The organism is Streptacidiphilus anmyonensis (assembly GCF_000787855.1).
GTDB classification, from domain to species: Bacteria; Actinomycetota; Actinomycetes; order Streptomycetales; family Streptomycetaceae; genus Streptacidiphilus; species Streptacidiphilus anmyonensis.
The window spans coordinates 175,955-199,731 of record NZ_BBPQ01000008.1 but is presented as its reverse complement, the minus strand read 5'-3'; the positions used below and the strand labels follow the sequence as shown (position 1 = coordinate 199,731).

General features: G+C 71.0%; 23 protein-coding genes and 1 pseudogene. 21 read left to right on the top strand and 3 right to left on the bottom strand.

Features of this window, described 5'->3' with window-relative positions; genetic code table 11:
* Positions 1–444: pseudogene (locus TR50_RS46665) on the top strand (hypothetical protein); the annotation flags it as partial.
* A gap of 106 nt (positions 445–550) precedes the next feature.
* Here TR50_RS46665 and TR50_RS11630 read toward each other — a convergent pair.
* A complete protein-coding gene (locus TR50_RS11630; RefSeq protein WP_042418842.1) occupies positions 551–853 on the bottom strand; it encodes a ferredoxin in 303 nt (100 codons plus the stop codon).
* Positions 854–1,072: 219 nt separating this feature from the next.
* On the opposite strand from TR50_RS11630, the gene arc reads away from it, so the two are divergent.
* The 20 genes from arc to TR50_RS11530 all read left to right on the top strand — a co-directional run bounded on the left by arc (position 1,073) and on the right by TR50_RS11530 (position 20,975).
* Positions 1,073–2,839 carry a proteasome ATPase gene (arc, locus tag TR50_RS11625; protein ID WP_042418840.1) on the top strand — a complete coding sequence of 589 codons (1,767 nt, stop codon included), beginning with the start codon at positions 1,073–1,075 and terminating at the stop codon, positions 2,837–2,839.
* Between the two features lie 160 nt (positions 2,840–2,999).
* Positions 3,000–4,511 carry a depupylase/deamidase Dop gene (dop, locus tag TR50_RS11620; RefSeq protein WP_042418837.1) on the top strand — a complete coding sequence of 504 codons (1,512 nt, stop codon included), beginning with the start codon at positions 3,000–3,002 and terminating at the stop codon, positions 4,509–4,511.
* Positions 4,512–4,684: 173 nt separating this feature from the next.
* Positions 4,685–4,903, top strand: coding sequence for a ubiquitin-like protein Pup (locus TR50_RS11615; protein ID WP_042418833.1), 219 nt, complete (start codon positions 4,685–4,687; stop codon positions 4,901–4,903).
* A gap of 39 nt (positions 4,904–4,942) precedes the next feature.
* Positions 4,943–5,788: a proteasome subunit beta gene (gene prcB, locus TR50_RS11610; protein ID WP_042418819.1), complete on the top strand. Its 846-nt coding sequence runs from the start codon at positions 4,943–4,945 to the stop codon at positions 5,786–5,788.
* A gap of 67 nt (positions 5,789–5,855) precedes the next feature.
* On the top strand, positions 5,856–6,626 hold the full coding sequence (gene prcA / locus TR50_RS11605; protein ID WP_042418817.1) for a proteasome subunit alpha: 771 nt from the start codon (positions 5,856–5,858) through the stop codon (positions 6,624–6,626).
* 78 nt (positions 6,627–6,704) lie between these two features.
* Entirely contained in the window at positions 6,705–8,066 is a 1,362-nt protein-coding gene (gene pafA, locus TR50_RS11600; protein WP_042418815.1) for a Pup--protein ligase, read from the top strand.
* Between the two features lie 150 nt (positions 8,067–8,216).
* Positions 8,217–9,221 carry an FKBP-type peptidyl-prolyl cis-trans isomerase gene (locus TR50_RS11595; RefSeq protein WP_042418812.1) on the top strand — a complete coding sequence of 335 codons (1,005 nt, stop codon included), beginning with the start codon at positions 8,217–8,219 and terminating at the stop codon, positions 9,219–9,221.
* A 43-nt stretch (positions 9,222–9,264) separates the two neighbouring features.
* Positions 9,265–9,636, top strand: coding sequence for an FKBP-type peptidyl-prolyl cis-trans isomerase (locus tag TR50_RS11590; protein WP_042418808.1), 372 nt, complete (start codon positions 9,265–9,267; stop codon positions 9,634–9,636).
* 169 nt (positions 9,637–9,805) lie between these two features.
* Positions 9,806–10,810: a helix-turn-helix transcriptional regulator gene (locus tag TR50_RS11585; RefSeq protein WP_042418805.1), complete on the top strand. Its 1,005-nt coding sequence runs from the start codon at positions 9,806–9,808 to the stop codon at positions 10,808–10,810.
* Positions 10,807–11,754, top strand: a complete 948-nt coding sequence (locus TR50_RS11580) for a helix-turn-helix transcriptional regulator (RefSeq protein WP_042418802.1) — start codon at positions 10,807–10,809, stop codon at positions 11,752–11,754. Before TR50_RS11585 ends, TR50_RS11580 begins: the two co-directional genes overlap by 4 nt.
* A gap of 5 nt (positions 11,755–11,759) precedes the next feature.
* On the top strand, positions 11,760–11,990 hold the full coding sequence (locus TR50_RS11575; protein WP_042382847.1) for a hypothetical protein: 231 nt from the start codon (positions 11,760–11,762) through the stop codon (positions 11,988–11,990).
* A 222-nt stretch (positions 11,991–12,212) separates the two neighbouring features.
* Positions 12,213–12,440: a hypothetical protein gene (locus TR50_RS11570; protein ID WP_042418799.1), complete on the top strand. Its 228-nt coding sequence runs from the start codon at positions 12,213–12,215 to the stop codon at positions 12,438–12,440.
* Between the two features lie 114 nt (positions 12,441–12,554).
* Entirely contained in the window at positions 12,555–12,848 is a 294-nt protein-coding gene (gene tatA, locus TR50_RS11565; protein WP_042418795.1) for a Sec-independent protein translocase subunit TatA, read from the top strand.
* A gap of 100 nt (positions 12,849–12,948) precedes the next feature.
* Positions 12,949–13,857, top strand: coding sequence for a twin-arginine translocase subunit TatC (tatC, locus tag TR50_RS11560; RefSeq protein ID WP_042418790.1), 909 nt, complete (start codon positions 12,949–12,951; stop codon positions 13,855–13,857).
* A gap of 93 nt (positions 13,858–13,950) precedes the next feature.
* The gene (locus tag TR50_RS11555) at positions 13,951–16,842 is read left to right on the top strand and encodes a DEAD/DEAH box helicase (protein WP_042418787.1); all 2,892 of its coding nucleotides are present in this window, start codon (positions 13,951–13,953) and stop codon (positions 16,840–16,842) included.
* A 7-nt stretch (positions 16,843–16,849) separates the two neighbouring features.
* Positions 16,850–17,551 carry a transglycosylase SLT domain-containing protein gene (locus TR50_RS11550; protein WP_042418785.1) on the top strand — a complete coding sequence of 234 codons (702 nt, stop codon included), beginning with the start codon at positions 16,850–16,852 and terminating at the stop codon, positions 17,549–17,551.
* A 70-nt stretch (positions 17,552–17,621) separates the two neighbouring features.
* Positions 17,622–18,275 (top strand): PadR family transcriptional regulator, encoded by a 654-nt coding sequence (locus tag TR50_RS11545; RefSeq protein ID WP_042418783.1) that lies wholly within the window; start codon positions 17,622–17,624, stop codon positions 18,273–18,275.
* A gap of 195 nt (positions 18,276–18,470) precedes the next feature.
* Positions 18,471–19,547, top strand: a complete 1,077-nt coding sequence (locus TR50_RS11540; RefSeq protein WP_084700125.1) for an ATP-binding cassette domain-containing protein — start codon at positions 18,471–18,473, stop codon at positions 19,545–19,547.
* Complete coding sequence (locus TR50_RS11535; protein WP_042418779.1) at positions 19,544–20,323, top strand: ABC transporter permease; 780 nt, start codon at positions 19,544–19,546, stop codon at positions 20,321–20,323. The genes TR50_RS11540 and TR50_RS11535 overlap by 4 nt, the downstream gene beginning before the upstream one ends.
* Before the next feature lie 37 nt (positions 20,324–20,360).
* Positions 20,361–20,975, top strand: coding sequence for a TetR/AcrR family transcriptional regulator (locus tag TR50_RS11530; protein ID WP_042418777.1), 615 nt, complete (start codon positions 20,361–20,363; stop codon positions 20,973–20,975).
* 1 nt (position 20,976) lies between these two features.
* Here the strand turns inward: TR50_RS11530 and TR50_RS11525 are convergent, their stop codons facing one another.
* Entirely contained in the window at positions 20,977–22,185 is a 1,209-nt protein-coding gene (locus TR50_RS11525; protein WP_042418774.1) for a serpin family protein, read from the bottom strand.
* Between the two features lie 184 nt (positions 22,186–22,369).
* Positions 22,370–23,593 (bottom strand): multidrug effflux MFS transporter, encoded by a 1,224-nt coding sequence (locus TR50_RS11520; protein ID WP_042418772.1) that lies wholly within the window; start codon positions 23,591–23,593, stop codon positions 22,370–22,372.
* Between the last annotated feature and the right edge of the window lie 184 nt (positions 23,594–23,777).

The following is a 23,777-nucleotide window of genomic DNA, read 5'->3' as shown; positions in this document are numbered from 1 at the left end:
GGCCGGCCCGGCGCCGCCCACCCGCTGGCCGGCGGCGCGGCGGTCGCGGCTCCGGACCCGGCCAAGGCCAAGCTGCCGATCGACTGCGGCCCGCTGCCGGTCCACATCGACCAGCACTTCTCGGCCGCGCTGCCGGGCGCCGGCGCCCCGGTGACGGTGGTCGCCGCCCGCTGCGACGCCGGCGCGGGCTCCCCGCCGGACGGCCTCTACGTCCTCCAGGCGGGCCGCGCCGCCGCGATCCAACTGCTCGACCCGGCCAAGCGCATGACCGTCCGGAGCATGGCCATGCGCAGCGACGGCTCGATCCACGCCGTCGTCGTCGGCTACTCCTCGGCCTCGGTCCCGGACTGCTGCCCGGACCTCTCGGAGACGTTGAACTGGACCCTGGCCGCCGACGGCACGTGGGGCGCGCCGGTGGTCACGTCCACCTCGGCCCAGGTCTGAACCGGAACCGGCCCGGTTCCGAACTGACGCAGGAACAGCTCACCCCCCGTCATGTGACCTTCGTCACGTGGCGGGGGGTGTTTGCGTGCGGGCTTCCTGCCGGTTCCTACTCCGCGTCAGGTCCGTACACCTCGACCCGGTCGTGCGCGCGGCGGACGTGGATGCAGTCGCCGGGGCAGTCCTTGGCCGAATCCGCCACGTCCTGAAGGAGCGTCAAGGGCACCGGCACGCAAGCCCCGGGCTCGGTGCGCAGCTCGTCGTCGTCGCCCTTGACGTACGCCAGGCCGTCGATGTCGAGCTCGAACACCTCGGGCGCGTACTGGACGCAGATGCCGTCGCCGGTGCACAGGTCCTGGTCGATCCAGACTTCCAGGGCCTCTGCGGCCCCCGACTCGGTGCTGGTGGACATCTGCGCCGCCCGTTCCGCGTTCTCGATGGTGCTGACCTCGTCAGCCTACCCCCGCCCGCTTTCGAGCAACGTGGAGGTGGGTATGTGCACTACCAGAGGGGACGTGCGCAAGGGTGAAGATCGGACACACCCCTTCGGACTTTCGATCAAGGGGTTTCAACACTGCCAGGCGCAGGTAGGGTCTGGAAGCGTCAGCTCCCCCCGGAGGAGGTGAGGACCGTGGCAGCCCACGATGACGACTACGCCCGAGGCGGCAGGCCCGCACGGGGTTCTGAAGATGCACAGGCACAGATCTCGATGCTCGAGCAGGAGATCGCAGTCCTGCGCCGCAAGATCGCCGAGCCCACGCGGCACACGAGGATCCTGGAAGAGCGGATCGTCGAGCTGCAGACCAACCTGAACGGGGTCACCGCCCAGAACGAGCGGCTCGCCTCTACCCTGCGCGAGGCGCGGGACCAGATCGTGGCGCTGAAGGAGGAGGTCGACCGGCTCGCGCAGCCGCCCGCCGGCTTCGGCACCTTCTTGAGCGCCAACGAGGACGAGACCGCGGACATCTTCACCGGAGGCCGCAAACTCCGGGTCAACGTCAGCCCGAGCGTCCCGCTCGCCGAGCTGCGCCGCGGCCAGGAGGTCATGCTCAACGAGGCGCTGAACATCGTCGCGGCGATGGCCTTCGAGAGCATCGGCGACATCGTCACCCTCAAGGAGGTGCTGGAGGACGGCGAGCGTGCGCTGGTCACCGGCCACACCGACGAGGAGAAGGTGGTCCGCCTCGCCGAGCCGCTGCGGGACATGGTGCTGCGCCCCGGCGACGCGCTGCTGATGGAGCCGCGCTCCGGCTACGTCTACGAGGTCGTCCCGAAGAGCGAGGTCGAGGAGCTGGTCCTGGAGGAGGTCCCGGACACGGACTACTCCAAGATCGGCGGCCTGGGCCAGCAGATCGAGCAGATCCGCGACGCGGTCGAGCTTCCGTACCTGCACGCGGACCTGTTCCGCGAGTTCGAGCTGCGGCCGCCCAAGGGCGTGCTGCTGTACGGCCCGCCCGGCTGCGGCAAGACGATGATCGCCAAGGCGGTCGCGAACTCGCTGGCCAAGAAGGTCGCCGAGGTCACCGGCCAGCCCCAGGGGAAGAGCTACTTCCTCAACATCAAGGGCCCGGAGCTGCTCAACAAGTACGTCGGCGAGACCGAGCGGCAGATCCGCCTGGTCTTCCAGCGGGCGAGAGAGAAGGCGAGCGAGGGCACGCCCGTCATCGTCTTCTTCGACGAGATGGAGTCGCTCTTCCGCACCCGCGGCTCGGGTGTCAGCTCGGACGTGGAGAACACCATCGTCCCGCAGCTGCTGGCCGAGATCGACGGTGTGGAGGGCCTGGAGAACGTCATCGTCATCGGCGCCTCCAACCGCGAGGACATGATCGACCCGGCGATCCTGCGGCCCGGCCGCCTGGACGTCAAGATCAAGATCGAGCGGCCGGACGCCGAGGGCGCGAAGGACATCTTCTCCAAGTACCTGAAGACCTCGCTGCCGCTGCACCCGGACGACGTCAAGGAGCACGGCGACTCGGGCGACGCCGCCGTCGCGGCCATGATCCAGGCCGTCGTGGAGCGGATGTACACCGAGTCCGAGGAGAACCGCTTCCTGGAGGTCACCTACGCCAACGGTGACAAGGAGGTCCTGTACTTCAAGGACTTCAACTCCGGCGCCATGATCCAGAACATCGTGGACCGGGCCAAGAAGATGGCGATCAAGGACTTCCTCGACCACGGCCAGCGCGGTCTGCGCGTCTCCCACCTGCTCTCCGCGTGCGTGGACGAGTTCAAGGAGAACGAGGACCTGCCCAACACCACCAACCCGGACGACTGGGCCCGCATCTCCGGCAAGAAGGGCGAGCGGATCGTCTTCATCCGCACGCTGGTCACCGGCAAGCAGGGCGCCGAGTCCGGCCGCTCCATCGACACCGTGGCCAACACGGGTCAGTACCTGTAACACCTGTAGGACAACAGCACCACCTCTCGACGTCCGGCTGCGGGAGCCCGTGGGCCCTCGCGGCCGGACGTTCGTGTCAGCGATCTCCCGGTTGTCACCGGGTGGATCTAGTCTCGGGTTACCGCACCGGTTCGTCCGCGGTAACGCGAAGGAGGGCCGCATGTCTGTACGGCGCGTCATGGGCATCGAGACGGAGTACGGGATCTCCGTCCCGGGGCACCCCAACGCCAACGCCATGCTCACCTCGTCCCAGATCGTCAACGCCTACGCGGCGGCGATGCACCGGGCCCGCAGAGCCCGCTGGGACTTCGAGGAGGAGAACCCGCTGCGCGACGCGCGCGGCTTCGACCTGGCACGTGACGCGGCGGACGCCAGCCAGCTGACCGACGAGGACATCGGCCTCGCCAACATCATCCTGACCAACGGGGCGCGGTTCTACGTCGACCACGCCCACCCCGAGTACTCCTCGCCCGAGGTCACCAACCCGCGCGACGCCGTGCTCTGGGACAAGGCCGGCGAGCGGATCATGGAGGAGGCGGCCAACCGCGCCCTCCAGCTGCCCGGCGCGCAGCCGATCCACCTGTACAAGAACAACACCGACAACAAGGGCGCCTCCTACGGCACCCACGAGAACTACCTGATGAAGCGGGCGACGCCGTTCGCCGACATCGTCAAGCACCTCACCCCGTTCTTCGTCTCCCGCCAGGTGGTCACCGGCGCCGGCCGCGTCGGCCTGCACCAGGACGGCTCGGCGCACGGCTTCCAGCTGAGCCAGCGCGCCGACTACTTCGAGGTCGAGGTGGGCCTCGAGACGACGCTCAAGCGGCCCATCATCAACACCCGCGACGAGCCCCACGCCGACGCCGAGAAGTACCGCCGGCTGCACGTGATCATCGGCGACGCCAACCTGTCGGAGATCTCCACCTACCTCAAGCTCGGCACGACCTCCCTGGTCCTGTCGATGATCGAGGACGCCTTCGTCACCGTCGACCTGGCCGTCGACCAGCCCGTCCGCACCCTGCACCGGGTCTCGCACGACCCGACGCTGGAGTACCTGATCCAGCTGCGCAGCGGCCGCAAGCTCACCGCCGTGCAGCTCCAGATGGAGTACTGCGAGCTGGCCCGCAAGTACGTCGAGGACCGCTACGGCCAGGACGCCGACGAGCAGACCCGCGACGTGCTGGACCGCTGGGAGGACGTGCTCGGCAAGCTGGAGCGCGACCCGATGTCGCTCTCGCGGCAGCTGGACTGGGTGGCCAAGAAGGAGATCCTCGAGGGCTACCGCCGCCGCGACAACCTCGAGTGGGACGACGCCCGGCTGCACCTGGTCGACCTGCAGTACGCCGACGTGCGGGCCGAGAAGGGCCTGTACAACCGCCTGGTGGCGCGCGGGCGCATGGAGCGCCTGCTGGACGAGCAGGAGGTGCTGCGCGCCGCCCACCAGCCCCCGGAGGACACCCGTGCCTACTTCCGCGGCCGCTGCCTGGAGCAGTACGCGGACCACGTGGCCGCGGCCTCCTGGGATTCGGTGATCTTCGACATCCCGGGCCGGGACTCGCTCCAGCGTGTACCCACCCTGGAGCCGCTGCGCGGCACCAGGAACCACGTCAAGGCGTTGCTGGACCGCTGCCGCACGGCCGAGGAGCTGGTGCGGGTGCTCAGCGGAGGGTAGGCACGAGGCTCACTTGAACGCGTGTACGCGCAGAGCGTAACTGTCCGGGGGCATCTGTTCACCATGGGTGAACTGCATGCCGTTGGGCATCATCCGGGCAACGATCGACGTTCACCGACTACAAGCCGTAGGGTCAGAGATCAGCTGATCCACTCAAGAGCGGGGTGAGGGACATGGCGACCAAGGACACCGGCGGCGGCCAGCAGCGGGCGAACCGCTCCTCCGAGGAGGTCGAGGAGACCGAGGCCGAGGCGAACGAGGCCTCGGACCTGAAGGAGCGCAAGGAGAAGCTGGACGACGACGTCGACGCGGTCCTCGACGAGATCGACGAGGTGCTCGAGTCCAACGCGGAGGACTTCGTCCGGGGCTTCGTCCAGAAGGGCGGAGAGTAGATTCTCTCCTTGATCGACTCACTCACCGGAAGGAAAGCTGTGGAAGCCTATCTCTCTGGCACCGGGCGTCTGCCGGCTGCCTTCCTCAAGCCGGGCTCGTCGTCGTTCCTGGAGTTCCTGGCCGACCACCAGCCCGAGCTGCTGCCCGGCCGGCGGACGCTGCCGGCCGGGGTGCAGCCGCTGGAGGCGCCGCACGGCACCACCATCGTCTCGGCCACCTTCGACGGCGGCGTGGTCCTCGCCGGTGACCGCCGGGCCACCATGGGCAACATCATCGCCCAGCGTGACATCGAGAAGGTCTTCCCGGCCGACGAGTACTCCGCGGTCGGCATCGCCGGCGCCGCCGGTCTCGCGGTCGAGATGGTGCGCCTGTTCCAGCTGGAGCTGGAGCACTACGAGAAGATCGAGGGCACCTCGCTCTCGCTCGAGGGCAAGGCCAACCGCCTGACCACCATGATCCGGGGCAACCTGGGGATGGCCATGCAGGGCCTGGCCGTGGTCCCGATGTTCGCGGGCTACGACCTCGAACAGGGCAGGGGCCGCATCTTCACCTACGACGTCACCGGCGGCCGCTCCGAGGAGACGGGCTTCGCGACGGTGGGCTCCGGCTCGCTGTTCGCCAAGGGCTCGCTCAAGAAGCTGTACCGCTCCGACCTGACCGCCGAGGGCGCGGCCACCGTCGCCATCCAGGCGCTCTACGACGCCGCCGACGACGACTCCGCCACCGGTGGCCCCGACCTCACCCGCCGGATCTTCCCGATCGTCTCGGTCATCACCGAGGAGGGCTTCCGCCGCCTCGCCGACGCCGAGGTCGGCGAGCTCGCCGAGGCCGTTCTCGGCCACCGCCTGTCGCAGCCGGACGGCCCGCAGGCACCGATGCTCTGACCTCACCCCACCTGACCGTCCGACAAGCCGAGACAATCCGCAGGGATCCGAAGAGAAGGGGCGACCGGTGTCGACGCCGTTCTACGTCTCACCCCAGCAGGCCATGGCCGACCGCGCCGAGTACGCCCGCAAGGGCATCGCGCGGGGCCGGTCCGTGGTCGTGCTCACCTACGCCGACGGCATCGTCTTCGTCGCGGAGAACACCTCCCGCGCGCTGCACAAGGTCTCCGAGATCTACGACCGGATCGCCTTCGCCGCCGTCGGCCGCTACAACGAGTTCGAGAACCTCCGCATCGGCGGCGTCCGCTACGCCGACCTGCGCGGCTACTCCTACGACCGCGCCGACGTCAACGCGCGCGGCCTGGCCAACGTCTACGCCCAGACCCTGGGCACCATCTTCTCGTCCACCGGCGAGAAGCCCTACGAGGTCGAGCTGATCGTGGCCGAGGTGGGCAAGAACCCCGGCGACGACCAGATCTACCGGCTCACTCCGGACGGGTCGGTCGTCGACGAGCACAGCAGCGTCGCCGTCGGCGGCAACGCCGAGTCGATCGCGAGTTACCTGGACCAGCGGCACGAGGAGGGCCTGAGTCTGCCGGAGGCGCTCAAGCTCGCCGTCGACAGCCTGGCCCGGGACCCGAACGGCGGCGCGGCCCGCACCATGACGCCGGATCAGCTGGAGGTCGCGGTGCTGGACCGCGGCCGCTGGCAGCAGCGCAAGTTCAAGCGGCTGCTCGGCACCCAACTGGCCCGGCTCCTCGAGGGCGACGCCAGTGCCGCGACGGACGACGAGGCCGCCCCGGCGGCAGGCGAGGAGGCCGCGCCCGACGCCGAGTAGTGCGGCGTCGGGGGCCGTCCCCGACAGCACAGCTTTTCCCACGGTTTCGAGACTGGGCGGGAAGGTGAACAACTAGGCATGGACCGCCGAATCTTCGGGCTGGAGAACGAGTACGGCGTCACCTGCACGTTCCGGGGGCAGCGGCGACTGTCACCGGACGAGGTGGCGCGGTACCTCTTCCGCCGTGTCGTGTCATGGGGCCGCAGCAGCAACGTCTTCCTGCGCAACGGGGCCCGTCTCTACCTCGACGTGGGCTCGCACCCCGAGTACGCCACCCCCGAATGCGACGACGTCGCGGAGCTGGTGACGCACGACAAGGCGGGGGAGCGGATCCTGGAGGGCCTCCTCGTCGACGCCGAGCGGCGCCTGCACGAGGAGGGCATCGCCGGGGACGTCTACCTGTTCAAGAACAACACCGACTCCGCCGGCAACTCCTACGGCTGCCACGAGAACTACCTGGTCGCCCGCCATGGCGAGTTCTCCCGGCTCGCCGACATACTGATCCCGTTCCTGGTCACCAGGCAGCTGATCTGCGGCGCCGGCAAGGTGCTGCAGACCCCGCGCGGCGCGGTCTACTGCGTCAGCCAGCGCGCGGAGCACATCTGGGAGGGCGTCAGCTCCGCCACGACGCGCTCGCGCCCGATCATCAACACCCGCGACGAGCCGCACGCTGACGCCGAGCGCTACCGCCGCCTGCACGTCATCGTGGGCGACTCCAACATGTCGGAGACCACCACGCTGCTCAAGGTCGGCGCGACCGACCTGGTGCTGCGGATGATCGAGGCGGGCACGGTGCTGCGCGACCTCACCCTGGAGAACCCGATCCGGGCCATCCGGGAGGTCTCCCACGACCTGACCGGATCCCGGCTGGTCAGGCTCGCCAACGGCCGCGAGGCCAGCGCCCTGGAGATCCAGCAGGAGTACTTCAACAAGGCGTCCGACTTCGCGGACAACCGGGGCATCCGCACCGGCAACGTCGCCCGCGTGCTGGACCTGTGGGGCCGCACGCTGGAGGCGGTGCGCACGGAGGACTACTCCAAGGTGGACCGCGAGATCGACTGGGTCATGAAGTACCAGCTGATCGAGCGCTACCGGGCCAAGAACGGCATCTCGATGTCGCACCCCCGGGTCGCCCAGATCGACCTCGCCTACCACGACATCCACCGCCGTCGGGGGCTGTACTACCTGCTGCAGAACCGCGGCCAGGCCGAGCGGGTCAGCGACGACCTGAAGATCTTCGAGGCCAAGTCGGTGCCCCCGCAGACCACCCGGGCGCGGCTGCGCGGCGACTTCATCCGGCGCGCGCAGGAGCAGCGGCGGGACTTCACCGTCGACTGGGTGCACCTCAAGCTGAACGACCAGGCGCAGCGCACCGTGCTGTGCAAGGACCCGTTCCGTTCCGTGGACGAGCGAGTGGAGAAGCTGATCGCCGGGATGTGACCGGTGATGTGATCAGTTCGGTCACGCCGTGTATCGGCATGTACGTGCCGAAAATGTGACCCGTGTTGTGTCGCGGGTCCCAGCGCGGAGTCGGCGCAAGGCCATAGAGTGGCGCGGACCATCGGATTCGCGACCACCCTAAGGATCACCGTGCGCCGACTCGCCGCCGCGCTGCTTCTCGCGCCCGCACTGCTGCTCACCGGCTGTGGGAGCAGCGCCAAGCAGGCCTCGGCCGACTCCTCGACCACCAGCCCCTGCCCGTCCGGCAGTGCCGCGTCCTCGCCCATGACCGTGCCGACCCCGGTGAGCGACGACAGCACGCTCCCGGCCGTCTCCGGCAGCTTCGGCAAGGCCGCGAAGATCACCCCCGTCAAGGGCGACCCGGACGGCAAGTTCGTCGTGAAGACCCTCTCCGAGGGCACCGGCCAGGTGGTCGGCAAGCAGGACTTCGTCAGCTTCAACCTGGTCGCCGACACCTGGGCCGGCCGCAACTGGCAGAACTCCTACGCGGACGGCGGCCCGGCCGCGCTGGTCGACCAGTCCCAGACGCAGATGATGCCGATGTTCGCCGACGCCGTTCAGGGCCACAAGGTCGGCAGCCGCGTGCTGGTCGTCGCGCCCCCGGCCGCCGGCTTCCAGAACGCCGGGTACTCGAAGTACAACATCACCTGCCACGACACCAACGTGCTGGTCGTCGACATCACCATGGCCCTCGCCCACGACGCGCAGGCCTCGGGCACGCCGCAGACGCCGCCGGCCGGCCTGCCGCAGGTCACCATGGGTGACAAGGCCGCCGCGAAGTTCACCATCACCGACGCCGAGCGGGACCCGAAGAAGCTGGGCATCGGCGTGCTGATCAAGGGCAAGGGCCCGGTGGTCAAGCCCGGCCAGCAGCTCTTCGCCCAGTACACCGGTGCGCTGCTCAAGGACGGCTCCGTCTTCGACTCCTCCTGGAGCCACGGCGGCGCCAGCCAGTTCCAGATCGGCGCCGGCAAGGTCATCCCGGGCTGGGACAAGGGCCTGGTCGGCCAGACCGTCGGCTCGCGCGTGATCCTCTCCATCCCGTCCGCCGACGCCTACGGCGCCCAGGGGAACCAGGGCATTCCCGCCAACTCCAACCTGGTCTTCGTCGTGGACATCCTCGGCGCCGCGTAACGTAGGCCTGAGCAATCACGTTCGTTCTGAGGAGAGCACTACCTTGAACATCGAAAAGCCGGAGATCGACTTCCCGGGTGGCGAGGCTCCCGCCACGCTGCAGATCCGCGACATCTGGGTGGGCGACGGTGTCGAGGCGAAGGCCGGCGACATGGTCAAGGTCCACTACGTCGGCGTGGCCTTCAGCTCGGGTGAGGAGTTCGACGCCAGCTGGAACCGGGGCACGCCGCTCCAGTTCAAGCTCGGCGTCGGGCAGGTCATCGCGGGCTGGGACCAGGGTGTCCAGGGCATGAAGGTCGGCGGTCGCCGCGAGCTGATCATCCCGGCGCACCTCGCCTACGGCGACCGCGGTGCCGGCAGCGCGATCGCCCCCGGCGAGACGCTGATCTTCGTCTGCGACCTCGTGGCCGTCTGACGTCGTCAGAGGTTCGATCGCCACACCCCCGTTCGAGGTGCCGCGCTACCACAGCCGGCCTTCGGGCGGGGGTGCGCTTTGTGGCGCAGGTGCCTACCGGTACGGTCAGTTGATGCGTGGTCCGAGTGGCCCGCCGCGGCCGGGAGCCGCGCGTAGAGAAGGGTGAGCGATGCCCATCGCCAAGTCCGAGCGCCTGATGAACCTCGCGCTGTGCCTGATGAACACCAAGCGCCCGTTGAGCAAGCGGGAGCTGCGGGAGTCCATCGAGGCGTACCGTGAGGCCGGGGCGGCGGGGGAGCAGGCCAGCGAGGACGCCTTCAACCGCATGTTCGAGCGCGACAAGGACGACCTGCGCGAACTCGGGCTGCTCATCGACGTGGTGGAGAACCCCCTCGACGGCGAACTGGGCTACCTGGCCCGACGCGACGTCAATCGCCTGCCGGAGATCCATCTGGACGCCGAGGAGGCCGCGGCGCTGAGCCTCGCCGCCGGCGTCTGGGAGCAGGCCCGTCTCGCCGGGGCCGCCAGCGGCGCCCTGCAGAAGCTGCGCGCGGCCGGCTCGCTCGCCGAGGACGACGCCGAGGGCCGTACCGCGCTCCAGCCGCGCATCCCCGCCCGCGAGGCGGCGTTCGAGCCGCTGCTGGTCGCCGCGCGCGACCGCCGTCCGGTGGGCTTCGACTACCGCAAGAGCGGCTCCGCCGTCGCCGAGGCCCGCACGGTCGAGCCCTGGGCGCTGGAGTTCTGGCACGGCCACTGGTACCTCGCCGGCTGGGACCGCGACCGCGAGGACGTCCGCGTCTTCCGGCTGAGTCGGATCATGGGGAAGGTCCGCAGCAAGGGCGGGCGTTTCACGGCCGAGGTCCCCGACCACGTGGACGTCCGGCAGGCGGTCGCCCGGTTCGCCGGCGAGGGCGCGACGGAGCGGGCCCGGGTTCGCGTCCGCCGCAAGGCGGGTTTCCCGCTGCGCGCCAAGGCCGTCTCGGCGCAGCCCGTCGACGCGGAGTGGGACGAGCTGGACATCCCCTACGGCCTCGGGCTGGCGGCGGATCTGGTGGAGTACGGCCCCGACGTGGTCGTGCTGGAGCCCGCGGAGTTGCGGGCGGACGTCATCGCGCGGCTGCGCGCGGTGGCGGGTGTCGGTGCTGTCGCGAGCGAGAGTGAGGTGGGCGCATGAGCAGCGCCATCGACCAGACCCGTCGGATGCTCTCGCTCGTCACCTACCTGCGCGAGCGCCCCGGCGCCCGGGTCAGCGAGGTCGCCCGCGCCTTCGGCGTCACCGAGCGCGAGCTGATCCGCGACCTGAGCGTGCTGCCGATGTGCGGCACCAGCTTCCGCGGCGGCGATCTGCTCGACATCGACACCGACGGCGAGCAGATCTGGTGGCACAACGCCGACGACGTCGCCCAGCCGCTGCGGCTGGCCGCCGACGAGGCGACCTCGCTGCTGGTCGCCGCACGGGCGGTCGCCGGGATGCCCGGCCTGCGCGAGCGCGACCGCCAGGCGCTGACCCGCGCCGTCGCCAAGCTGGAGGCCGCGGCCGGCGACGTCGCCGAGGGCAGCACCCGCGTCGGCGTCACCTTCGAGGCCGAGGGCGACGTCTTCGCCGAGATCGACCGGGCGTTCACCGAGCGCAAGCGGCTGTGGCTGAACTACTGGTCCTCCGGGCGCGGTGAGCTGACCGAGCGCGAGGTCGACCCGATCCGCCTGATCACCGAGGGACACACCTACCTCGAGGCCTGGTGCCGGCTCTCGGAGGACCGCCGGATGTTCCGGCTGGACCGGATCGCCGAGATCAAGGTCCTGGACACGCCGTCCGACCCGCCGCCGCTGGAGCTGCGCGACCTGTCCGAGGGCCTGGTCCACCCGTCCAGCGAGGACCCGCAGGTCGTCCTGGAGGTCGCCCCCGGCGGCCGCTGGGTCGCCGAGTACTACCCGCACGAGTCGGCCGAGGAGCTCCCCGACGGCGGTCTCCGCATCGTGCTGCGCACGCCGGACCCCTCCTCCCTGCTGCGCCTCGTCCTGCGCCTCGGCCCCGACGGCCGCGTGCTCGCCCCCGCGACGCTCGCCGAGCAGGCGCGAAGGGCCGCGGACGCGGCACTGGCCCGGTACGCCGGGTGAGCGCGATGGTCTCCCCGACGCGGTTCCGGGCCTCGTGCCCGGACTGCCGCGCGACGGCCGAGCTGGAGGCCCGCGCCTTCCGCCTGGCGCTCGGCCGCACGAAGGAGCGCACCTTCTACTCCTTCACCTGCCCGGCCTGCGGCGTCGCCGTCCGCAAGCCGGCCGGCGAGCGCATCATCGACGCCCTCACCGGCGCGGGCGTCCCGACCATGCGGCTGCACGTGGGGATCCGCTAGCGCCGTGCCCGCCGACCTTTGCCCGGCCAGCCGCGTCGTCGTGGGGCACCTCCCAGCCGGAGGCTGGGGGGAGCGTGCAGCTGCAAGGCGGCGGACCGCCCTCGTGCTGGATGTACTGGGGTGGTTCGTCAACGCAGCAGATGGGCGTGCCAGGCGTCGCGGCAGGGCAAAGGTTGGCGCGCGCGGCACTGGGTACGCGGGCGGAGTCACTAGACTCATCCTGTGATCTGGATGATCGTCGGCCTCACCACCACGGGGCTCATGGTGCTGGGAATCCTCGCCGTTCTCGCCTACCGTGAGGTGGTTCTGCTCAGCAGGGCGCTGTCCCGCAGCGCGGAGCGTCTCGCGCGGGCGGGTGCAGAGGTCGAACGCGAGGCCGACGTGCTCGCCCGACACGGGGGCGCACTCGCGTTCACCGCTGCCTCACCGTCTGTTCAAGGCACAAACTGATCCGCGTAGTATCGAAGATGCGTCGAAGCGGCAAGATCTGCGGCGACGCTCTGGACGCCCGTGACGTCACGGTGCGTATCATCGGCGCAGACACGACGACGAAGAGGGAACCCGATGCTCGAAAACCGCGCTCTCGAAATCATCATCATTGCGGTCATCGTGCTGCTGCTCTTCGGGGCCAAGCGGCTCCCGGACTCCGCGCGTGCCCTCGGCAAGTCGCTGCGCATCCTGAAGTCCGAGGTCGGCGCCATGAAGGACGACGGCAAGAAGGACGCGGCCGTCAGCAACGTGCAGACCTCCTCCGAGCAGCAGCCCGAGGCCGCCGCTCCGAAGACCATCCAGGCCGCTCCCGGTGACACCGCCTCTGCTCGCCCCGTCGAGGACAAGCAGCCCACGACCCAGGGCTGAGCCGCACCTCCTCCCCTTTCTTCCTTTCGCGCAGGGACACAGCCGCACGGTGAGCGACACAAAGACGAGGCAGAGTCCTCCGAAGAACGACGAAGGCCGGATGCCGCTCGCGGACCACCTCCGCGAGCTGCGGTACCGGCTGATCGTCTGCGTACTCGCCCTGCTCGTGACCACGGTCCTGGGCTGGGTCCTGCACACCTGGGCGATCAACGAGCTGGTCACTCCGGCCTGTCACATCACGGGGGTGCACGGCTACGGCGAGAAGACCGCTGCCTGTCCCAACGGTCTGCTGGTGAACAACGGCGTGCTCTCGCCGCTGACCTTCACCTTCAAGATCTCGATGATGATCGGCTTCATCCTCGCCGCGCCGGTGTGGAGCTACCAGCTCTGGGCGTTCGTCGCGCCGGGGCTGTACAAGAAGGAGAAGAAGTACGGGCTGGGCTTCGTGGCCGCCGCCGTTCCCCTCTTCGCGGGCGGCGCCTACCTGGCCTACACCATCTTCCCCAAGGCCCTGCAGATCCTGGCGAGCTTCAACCCCAAGAACTTCTCGCTGGCCTTCTCCGGCGCCGAGTTCCTGGACTTCTTCATCCGGATGGTGCTGGTCTTCGGGCTCTCCTTCGAGATCCCGCTGCTGCTGGTGATGCTGAACTTCCTCGGCGTGGTGAGCGCCGCCCGCCTGCGCGGCTGGTGGCGCGGCGCGGTGTTCGGGATCTTCGTCTTCTCCGCGATCGCCGTGCCGACCGGTGACCCGGTCACCATGACCGTGCTCGCCGTGCCGATGTGCCTGCTCTACTTCGCCGCCGTCGGCGTGGCCACGCTGCGCGACAAGGCCGTGGCCAAGCGGAAGGCCGCGGACCCGGACAGCCGGCTGGACGACGACGAGGCGTCCTCGATCGACCTGCGGCCCTCCGCCCTCGGCGCGGACGACCTGCCGATCCCGGAGCCGGTCAACGCCACCGAACTGGCGGCCGGCGAGCCCATGATCTACCACCCGGACGACGTCACCTGAGATGTCACCCGGGGCGTCACCTGAAGGCGTTAACCAGTCGGTAAACAATCTTCAGGTGGACTGTCGGTCCGGACGGGTACGCTCCTAGGCGAGATGACTGACCAGAACCTGTCTTCCGCTGACGAGACCCTCAGCCCCTCCGAGCGCTACGCCGCGGCGCGGCAACGCGCCAAGGAGGAAGCCAGCGCGCTGCACGCCTTCCGCCAGCTGTACGACTTCCCGCTGGACGCCTTCCAGGTGGAGGCGTGCCAGGCGCTGGAGGGCGGCGAGGGCGTGCTGGTGGCCGCCCCCACGGGCTCCGGAAAGACCATCGTCGGCGAGTTCGCCGTGCACCTGGCGCTGAACCAGGGCCGCAAGTGCTTCTACACGACGCCCATCAAGGCGCTGTCGAACCAGAAGTACCAGGACCTGGTCAAGCGCTACGGCCCCGACCGGGTCGGCCTGCTGACCGGTGACAACACCATCAACAGCGAGGCGTCCGTCGTCGTCATGACGACGGAGGTGCTGCGCAACATGCTCTACGCGGGCTCCTCCACCCTCTCCGGCCTCGGCTACGTGGTCATGGACGAGGTGCACTACCTCGCCGACCGCTTCCGCGGCGCGGTGTGGGAGGAGGTCATCATCCACCTGCCCGAGTCGGTCACCCTGGTCTCGCTCTCCGCCACCGTGTCGAACGCGGAGGAGTTCGGCGACTGGCTGGACACCGTCCGCGGCGGAACCAAGGTCATCGTCTCCGAGCACCGACCGGTGCCGCTGTGGCAGCACGTGCTGGCCGGCCACCGGATGTACGACCTGTTCACCTCGCGCGTCGCCGAGGAGCGCGCCTCCGGGCGCAAGCGCGAGGGCGGCGCGGGGCGCGGGGGAGAGGCGGACGTCAACCCGGAGCTGGTGCGTCTCGCGCGCGCCGAGCAGGACCGCCGTGGGGCCGGGCGGGACCGGTTCGACCGACGCGGCCGCGGCCGCTCGATGTCGAACGGCAGACCGGGCCGCGCCTGGACGCCGAGCCGGGTCGAGGTCATCGACCGCCTCGACGCCGAGGGCCTGCTGCCCGCGATCACGTTCATCTTCAGTCGCGCGGGCTGCGAGGCCGCCGTCCAGCAGTGCCTCCACGCGGGCCTGCGGCTCAACAACGACGCCGAGCGGGCCGAGGTCCGCGCCCTGGTCGAGTCCCGGACGGAGAACATCCCGCCCGAGGACCTGCACGTGCTCGGCTACTTCGAGTGGCTCGACGCGCTGGAGCGCGGCATCGCCGCCCACCACGCGGGCATGCTGCCGACCTTCAAGGAGGTCGTCGAGGAGCTGTTCCAGCGCGGCCTGGTCAAGGCGGTCTTCGCGACGGAGACGCTCGCGCTCGGCATCAACATGCCGGCCCGCTCCGTCGTCATGGAGAAGCTGGTCAAGTGGAACGGCGAGACCCACGCCGACGTGACGCCGGGTGAGTACACCCAGCTCACCGGCCGCGCCGGGCGGCGCGGCATCGACATCGAGGGCCACGCCGTCGTGCTGTGGCAGCCGGGGCTGGATCCGGCCGCGCTGGCGGGCCTGGCGGGGACGCGTACGTATCCGCTGCGCTCCTCGTTCAAGCCCTCGTACAACATGGCCGTCAACCTCGTCTCCCAGTACGGGCGGCACACCGCCCGGGAGCTGCTGGAGACCTCCTTCGCGCAGTTCCAGGCGGACCGCTCGGTCGTCGGCATCGCCCGGCAGGTGCAGCGCAACGAGGAGGGCCTGGCCGGCTACCTCGAGGCGGTCACCTGCCACCTCGGGGACTTCGACGCGTACATGGGCCTGCGCCGCGCGCTCAAGGACCGCGAGCAGACGCTCGCCCGCGAGGGGCAGGCGCAGCGCCGGGCCAGCGCGGCCGACTCGCTGGAGCGGCTGCGTCCCGGCGACGTGATCCACGTGCCGAGCGGACGCTTCGCCGGGCTCGCGCTGGTGCTCGACCCTGGCCTGCCGCCGGTGTCCCGGCACGGCACCCGGGGTTACGGAGGCGGTCGCGGCCAGGAGTACCAGGAGGGCCCGCGCCCGGTGGTGCTGACCGCCGAGCGGCAGGTCAAGCGCCTCGCGATGATCGACTTCCCGGTCCCGGTCGAGCCGATCGAGCGGCTGCGCATCCCGAAGTCCTTCAACCCGCGCAGCCCGCAGTCCCGCCGCGACCTCGCCTCGGCGCTCCGCAGCAAGGCCGGGCACATCGATCCGGGTCGGGTCCGCAAGGGCCGCGCGGCCGCGGCCGACGATCCCGAGATCGCGCGCCTGCGTGCCGAGCTGCGGCAGCACCCGTGCCACGGCTGCGACGAGCGCGAGGACCACGCCCGCTGGGCCGAGCGCTACGACCGGCTCAAGCGCGACACCGAGCAGCTCGAGCGCCGGATGCGCTCGCGCACGCACACCATCGCCCGCACCTTCGACCGGGTCTGCGCTCTGCTGACGGATCTGGACTACCTGCACGCGGACACCGTCACCGACCACGGCAAGCGCCTGGGCCGCCTCTACGGCGATCTGGACCTGCTGGCGTCGGAGTGCCTGCGCGAGGGCGTGTGGAACGGCCTGGCGCCCGCCGAGCTCGCGGCCTGCGCCTCGGCGCTGGTCTACGAGTCGCGGCGCGGCGACGAGGAGGCGGGCGCGGCCAAGGTGCCGGAGGGCAAGGCCCGTCCGGCGCTGGAGTCCATGGTCCGCATCTGGGGTCACCTGGACGCGCTGGAGGAGCAGCACAAGCTCTCCACGATGGAGGGCTGGGTGCGGCGCGAGCCGGATCTGGGCTTCGCCTGGACGGCCTTCCGCTGGGCCTCGGGGGAGTCGCTGGACAAGGTGCTGCGCGAGGCCGACATGCCGGCCGGCGACTTCGTCCGCTGGACGCGTCAGCTGATCGACGTGCTGGGCCAGATCCAGAACGCGGCCTCGGCCGACGGCGAGGTCCGCACGGCGGCGCGCAAGGCCGTCGAGGCGGTCCGGCGCGGCATCATCGCCTACTCCTCGGTGGGGTGACGGCGCGGTGGCTCGGGGGCGGTCGGAGCGGAGGCGTTCGGCCTGGGGGGCGTGGCTGGCCATCGCCGTGGCGGGGGTGCTCGTCTGGGCGGTGATGCACGGTCACGGCGGTTCGTCCGGTGACGCGGCGGCGTCGCCGTCCGGTTCGGCCTCCGGTGCCCACGCGCCCTCCGACAGTCCGTCACCGAGCCCTTCGGGGAGCGGCGGCAGCTGGTACCACGGCAGCTACGACCCGTCCCAGTTCGCCGCCCAGGTGCGCGACCGCGCGCACGAGGCGGGCGTGGACCCGCAGTTGGTCATGGCGGTGCTCTACGACGAGGACTACAAGCCGCACGACCCGTCCTTCGAGAAGGCCTGGCTGAAGCTCAAGCCGACCGCCGCGCTCGGCCTCGCCAACATGCACCAGGCCACCTTCGACCAGGTGAAGCAGGGCCGTCCGTTCGCGGACCGTTCCTGGCTGGACCTGCCGGACGATCCCGATCTGGCCATCCGCGCCGAGGCCTGGTACCTGCACGACCTCGACGCCCAGCTGCCCGCGCACCACGTCTCCTCGCTGACCACGGACGAGCTGCTGGCCCTCGGCTACAACACCGGCCCCGGCAACATGCTCGCCTTCGCGCGCGGGGTCGCCCTCGGGCCGCAGGCGCAGCAGTATCTCGACACCACGCGCTCCAACTGGGCAAAGGCCGGGAAGGCTATCGCGATATAGCGTATTGACACGCGCTATACCCGCGCTCATATACTCGTGTACGAGTAAGAGCGTTCGGGAGGTGTGAGACGTGGCCAAGCGCAAGCTCAGCAACCCGCTGGCGCTGGCGGTGCTCTCGATGTGCGCGGAGACCCCGCGTCACCCCTACGAGATGGCTCAGGTGCTGCGCCAGCGTGGCAAGCAGGCCAGCATCAAGATCAATTTCGGCTCGCTCTACACCGTGGTCCAGAACCTGGAGAAGCACGGCTTCATCGCGGCCGAGAGCACCGAGCGCGACGGCCGCAGGCCCGAGCGCACGGTCTACGGCATCACCGAGAGCGGCCGCGCCGAGATGCACGAGTGGCTCTCGGAGCTGCTCAGCGTCCCGGTGAAGGAGTACCCGCAGTTCGAGGCCGGCCTCTCGCTGGCGGGCTCGCTCCCGCCGGACGAGGTCGAGGCGCTGCTGCGCAAGCGGCTCGCCACGCTGGACGAGGGCGTGTCGGTGCAGGCCGAGGTCCTGGAGGAGTGCCGGGCGGTTCTGCCCGAGATCTTCCTGGTCGAGGCCGACTACGCGCTCACCATGCAGCGGGCCGAGGCCGAGTGGCTGCGCGGACTGCTCCAGCGGATGGAGACGGACACTCTGAGCGGCCTGGACGGCTGGCGTGCCTATCACGCCACCGGCGCGGCGCCGCAGGAGTGGTCGGACCTGGACGAGCGCACGAGCGGGCTCCCACGGCCCGACTGACGCTCGGACACCACAAGATGAAAGCCCCCGCCCGGTGCGGCAACACCAGCGGGGGCCGGAACCTCGCAACCGGCCTGCGGCAACAGGATTCGGTGCGTACGAGGAACACGCAGCTCCATCGTAGCTCCGGATCCCCCGTCGCAGATCGGCAGCGATCAATCGCACAGCCGTGACGACCGGAGGGAATCCCCCGTCATGAACACCGAGACCAGGACGACGCCGCTCGGCGTCGTCCCCGACCAAGGCGTCCCGGACGCCGCCGACGCCGCCGTGCATGCGGTCGACCTGGTCAAGACCTACCACCCCAAGGGCCGTGGCAAGGCTCAGCCGGAGGGCGTGCGCGCCCTCGACGGGCTCAGCATCAGCGTCGAGCCGGGCAGTGTCTTCGGACTGCTCGGCCCGAACGGCGCCGGCAAGTCGACCACCGTCAAGATCCTCACCACTCTCGCCGCCGCGGACTCCGGCAGCGCGACGGTGGCCGGGCACGACGTCGCCCGTGAGCCGGACCAGGTACGCCGCGCCATCGGCGTCGTCGCCCAGCGCTCCGGCGCGGACCCGGTCGCGACCGGCCGGGACAACCTGCTGCTCCAGGGCCGCCTCTACGGCCTGCGCGGCGTGCAGCTGACCCGCCGCGTCGACGAGTTGCTGGCCCGCTTCGACCTGGCCGACGCGGCCGGGCGGCAGGTGAAGACCTACTCCGGCGGCATGCTGCGGCGCCTGGACGTCGCGATCGGGCTGGTCCACCGCCCGCAGGTGCTCTTCCTCGACGAGCCGACCACGGGCCTCGACCCGGAGGCCCGCACCGCCATGTGGGAGGAGATCGAGCGCCTGGCGGGGGCCGAGGGCCTGACCATCCTGCTCACCACGCACTACCTGGAGGAGGCGGACAAGCTCGCCGCCCGCCTCGCCATCGTCGACCGCGGCCGCGTCGTCGTCCAGGGCACCCCCGACGAGCTCAAGGGCGAGCTGCGCGGTGACGCCCTCGCCGTGGAGCTCGCCGCCACCGCCACCGACGAGCTGCCCGTCATCGGCGCTCTCGGCTCCGTCGACGGCGTCCGCGACATCACCCTGGCGGGCCGCCGCGTCGCCGCCCGCGCGGACGACGGCGCGGCCGCGGTCCCCGCGGTCCTGGCCGCGCTGGACCGGATCGGCCTCGGCGTCGCCGCCGTCACCGTCTCGCGTCCGTCGCTGGACGACGTCTATCTCCGCTACGCCGGCCGCAGCTTCTCCTCGGCCGAGTCCACCTCCGGCCTGGAAGGAGCGGGCCGATGAGCACCGCCGTCGTCAGCGACACCTGGTACATGACGCAGCGCCAGTTCATGGCCTTCCTGCGCCAGCCCGCGTACCTCGTCATCACCCTCATCCAGCCGGTGATCTGGCTCTTCCTCTTCGGCGCGCTGTTCCGCAAGGTCGTCGAGATCCCCGGCTTCGGCTCCGGCTCCTACCTCGACTACCTGGTGCCCGGCGTGATCGTGATGAGTGCGGTCTCGTCCAACATGTGGGCAGGCATGGGCACGCTGGAGGAGATCGAACGCGGCACGCTGAACCGCTTCCTCATCACGCCGGTCCGGCGCAGCGCGCTGATGAACGCCAACGTGGTGATGCAGGCGATGACCACCGCCTTCCAGTCGGTGATCATCGTGCTGCTGGGCTGGATCGGCGGCGCGCACTACCCCGGCGGAGCGGCGGGCCTGATCGTGCTGATCGTCGCCTCGTCGGTGCTCGGCACGATCTTCGGGGCCTTCTCCAACGCGCTCGGCATGCTGGTGCGGGAGCGGGAGTCGATCATCGGCATCAACACCTTCCTGCTGCTGCCGCTGACCTTCCTGTCCTCCGCGTTCATGGCCACCACGCTGATGCCGCACTGGATGCAGGTCGTGGCCCGGTTCAACCCGGTCAACTGGGCGCTGGAGGCGGGCCGCTCGGCGATGTCCGCCCACGCCGACTGGTGGTCCGTGCTCAGCCACGGCGGGTGGCTGGTGCTGCTCGCCGCCGCGGCGGTCTGGCTGTCGATGCGGACCTTCCGCAGCTACCAGAAGTCGGTCTGATCTCTCGTTCCGGCGGCGCGGGCGGCAGAATCGGGGTGTGTCCGACACCCGTTCCGCCGCCCGCGCCCGCTACCACCACGGCGACCTCGCCAACGCCCTCACCCGCGAGGCGGTCGCCCTCGCCCGCGAGGGCGGCCCCGAGGCCGTCGTCCTGCGCGAGGCCGCCCGCCGCGCGGGCGTCTCCGCGGCGGCGGCCTACCGGCACTTCTCCTCCCACGAGGAGCTGCTGCGGGTGGCGAAGGAACGCGCCCACGAGCTCCTCGCGGACGCCCTGGAGGCGGCGATGCCGCAGGACGCCGACCCACGCGAGCGCCTGCGCGCCCTGGGCGCGGCCTACGTCGGCTTCGCCGAGGCGGAACCCGGCCTCTTCCGCACCGCCTTCTGCCACGGCGTCCGCGAACTCGCGGTCGGCCCCGAGGCCCTGGGGGAGTACCGCGCCTTCCGGATCGTCGCCGCCGCCCTCGACGCCCTCCTCGCCGCCGGCCTCATGCCCCCCTCCCGCCGCCCCGGCGCGGAGTTCCCCGCCTGGGCCGCCCTCCACGGCCTCGCCCTCCTCACCATCGACGGCCCCCTGGCCGTCTGCGACCCCCCGACCCGCGCGGCCATGCTGGAGGGCACGCTGGGCCTGGTGGAGCGGGGGCTGGCGAGCTGACTCAGTCCCAGGGCTCCTCGTAGGTCTGTGCCGTGCCCACCCAGCCCGCCGCCAGCACGAGCCGTGAGGTGCGGTGGACGGCGAGGAAGCCGTGCGGCCGGTCGAAGGTGACCTCGACCTGCTTCACCCGGTAGGGCGGGCGCGGTGCGATTCCAGCCCCGACCATGCTGACGGCGGTCACCGCCGCTGCCTCGAAGCCCAGGGCAGTCAACTTCGTCGTCATCGTCTGGCGGGCGGAGCCCACCGCAAGGGGCGAGCCGAGGCTGATACCGGAGAAGTGGCCGCGGCTGATGTCGGCGGCGCTGGTCAGCCCGAAGACCGCGCGGTGGTCCAGCAGGTCGTGCTCGTTGCTCATGTCGAACGGCACGACCAGCGCCGTCAGGCTGGGCTCCCGGTGGAACGAGCGCGCGTAGCCGATGCTCAGGCCCGGACCGGGTGTGCCTGCCGGCAGCCGGTCCGCGCCCGTGCGCAGGCGTGGCCGGGTCAGCGCGTCGAGTCCGGCGGCCAGTACGGTGCTCGGCGCGGCGTGCTCCGCGCCGAGCAGGAGGTGCACGTCGAGCCCGGCGTCGCCGAGCACGCGCAGCTCGGTGACGGGGCCGGTCGCCGCGTCGATCACGGCCGTGCGGTCCAGCACAGCCGAGTGTCGGATCAGCGCGTGGACATCCCGGCCCGCCCAGGGGCCCTGCTCGGCCCAGTGCCCGATCTCCAGGAACGGGTTCAGCCATCGGGTACGGGCGAGAAGGCCGGCGGCGAGCACCAGCCCGGTCTCCGCGTCCACGGCCACCGGCAGTGCCTCGATCCGGCCGCCGGTCGACTCCTTCGCCCATGCGTCGAGGCGCGGCTTGTCGACCGCCGGGTCGCCCGTGAGTCGTCCGAGCGTCTGCTCCGGCAGGCTGAGCGCCCAGCCGGGCTCCAGCTCCAGCTCCTCCCGCGCCCACAGGCCCAACGCGGCGGAGACGCCAGGCATCCGGCGCAGCGCGGCCGTCAACTCGCGCGCGCCTGCCATCGCCTCGGGGGCCCGCAGCCCGACGGCCGCCTCCAGCTCCTCCCGCGCGTCCCCGTCCGCCCCGGCGGCGAGCGCTGCCAGCAGCGGCCACAGACCCACGGGGGAGAAGACCGTGTCCCGCGTCGCCGCCTCCACGGGCAGCACCGCCCGAGCCCACCGCCCCGCCAGCGCGTTGACCGCTCGGACCACCCCTGCCGCTGCCATGCCGATTCCCGCCCCCTCGTTCCGTGATCAGCCGAGGCTAAGGGACGAGCCGGAGGCCCCGGCAACCGATTTCACGACCGGAGGGCTCGGCTCGCGGCCCATGACCGACACGGGCTCTACAGACACAGACGCGGCATTCCTGGCTGAAGCCGGGGCTGGTATGCGCCCCGGGCCGAGCCGGGCGTCAGGCCCGGCGGCCGACCAGCAGGGCGTAGGTCAGGACGCCGCCCACGGCGAAGGAGCAGGCGACGACGGCCATCGGCAGGGCCGTGCCGCTGCCGCCGAGGCCGACGAGGGGGGCGGCGAGGCCGCCGGCGCCGTACTGGAGGAGGCCGACGAGGGCGCTGGCGGCGCCGCGGCGGCCGGTGTGGCCGTCCATGGCGCGGGCGGTGCCGTTGGGGCCGATCAGGCCGATGCTGGAGACCAGGACGAACAGCCCGGCCAGGACGCCCGGCAGGCCCCAGCCGAAGTGGACGGAGGCGAGCAGGAGCAGGCCGCCCGTCGCGCTGAGGGCGAGGCCCGTCCGCAGCAGGGACTCGACCGCGAAGCGGCGCAGCAGCACGGTGTTGAGCTGGCCGAGCGCCACGATGCCGAGGGCGTTGGTGCCGAAGACGAGCGAGAAGGTCTGCGCGCTCAGCCCGTAGACGCTCTGCAGCACGAAGGACGAGCCGGAGATGTACGCGAACATCGCCGCCAGCGCGAAGCCGCCGCTGAGCGCGTAGCCGACGAAGGCGCGGTCGCGCAGCAGCGCGCCCATGCCGCGCAGCGTGTCGGGGAGGCCGCCGGGGCGGCGTTCCGCCGCGGGGAGGGTCTCGCGCAGTCCGAGGGCCGCGGCGGCCATGAGCGCGCAGCCGATGAGGGAGAGGGCGACGAAGACGCCGCGCCAGTCGGTGATCCGCAGCAGTTGGCCGCCGAAGAGCGGGGCGAGGATCGGGGCGGCGCCGTTGACCAGCATGAGCAGGGAGAAGAAGCGTGCCGCGGCGACGCCCTCGAACAGGTCGGAGACGATCGCCCGGGATATGACGATCCCCGCGCCGCCGGCGAGTCCCTGCACCAGCCGCAGCGCGGTCAGCGCCGGGGCCGAGGGCGCGAGCGCGCACAGCACCGACGCGACGGCGTAGCCGCCGAGGCCGACGAGCAGCGGGCGGCGGCGTCCCCACCGGTCCGCGAGCGGTCCGGCCAGCAACTGGCCGAGCGAGAGCCCGATCAGACAGCTGGTCAGGGTCAACTGGGCGGCCGCGTCGGAGACGTGGAAGTCCTCGGCGAGCTGCGGCAGGCCGGGGAGGTACATGTCCAGGCAGAGCGGCCCGAACGCGGAGAGCGCGCCGAGGATCAGGATCAGGCGCAGCCGGCCCTGACGGGCGGTGCGGTCGGCGGCGGTTCTCTGGTCGAGGGTGGCGGAGTCCACGGCGGTCGGCTCCTCGGGGTCGGGACGGGCGGCAGCGCACACGATACCTTCCCGGGAAGGTAGTACGTCCAGGTGTCCACGGTCCGAACGGGGCTTCGCGCGTAGATCACAAAACGATAACGAGTCTGGTCCAAACAGTAGGCTCCGCTTCATGTCCCTGCCACCTTGGACCGGGATCCGCGTC

Bases quoted from the DNA above. Each gene is read 5' to 3' on its own strand.
- TR50_RS11630 (WP_042418842.1), bottom strand. From the start codon at position 853: ATGTCCACCAGCACCGAGTCGGGGGCCGCAGAGGCCCTGGAAGTCTGG.
- dop (WP_042418837.1), top strand. From the start codon at position 3,000: ATGTCTGTACGGCGCGTCATGGGCATCGAGACGGAGTACGGGATCTCC.
- TR50_RS11615 (WP_042418833.1), top strand. From the start codon at position 4,685: ATGGCGACCAAGGACACCGGCGGCGGCCAGCAGCGGGCGAACCGCTCC.
- pafA (WP_042418815.1), top strand. From the start codon at position 6,705: ATGGACCGCCGAATCTTCGGGCTGGAGAACGAGTACGGCGTCACCTGC.
- TR50_RS11585 (WP_042418805.1), top strand. From the start codon at position 9,806: ATGCCCATCGCCAAGTCCGAGCGCCTGATGAACCTCGCGCTGTGCCTG.
- TR50_RS11580 (WP_042418802.1), top strand. From the start codon at position 10,807: ATGAGCAGCGCCATCGACCAGACCCGTCGGATGCTCTCGCTCGTCACC.
- TR50_RS11575 (WP_042382847.1), top strand. From the start codon at position 11,760: ATGGTCTCCCCGACGCGGTTCCGGGCCTCGTGCCCGGACTGCCGCGCG.
- tatA (WP_042418795.1), top strand. From the start codon at position 12,555: ATGCTCGAAAACCGCGCTCTCGAAATCATCATCATTGCGGTCATCGTG.
- tatC (WP_042418790.1), top strand. From the start codon at position 12,949: ATGCCGCTCGCGGACCACCTCCGCGAGCTGCGGTACCGGCTGATCGTC.
- TR50_RS11555 (WP_042418787.1), top strand. From the start codon at position 13,951: ATGACTGACCAGAACCTGTCTTCCGCTGACGAGACCCTCAGCCCCTCC.
- TR50_RS11540 (WP_084700125.1), top strand. From the start codon at position 18,471: ATGAACACCGAGACCAGGACGACGCCGCTCGGCGTCGTCCCCGACCAA.
- TR50_RS11535 (WP_042418779.1), top strand. From the start codon at position 19,544: ATGAGCACCGCCGTCGTCAGCGACACCTGGTACATGACGCAGCGCCAG.
- TR50_RS11525 (WP_042418774.1), bottom strand. From the start codon at position 22,185: ATGGCAGCGGCAGGGGTGGTCCGAGCGGTCAACGCGCTGGCGGGGCGG.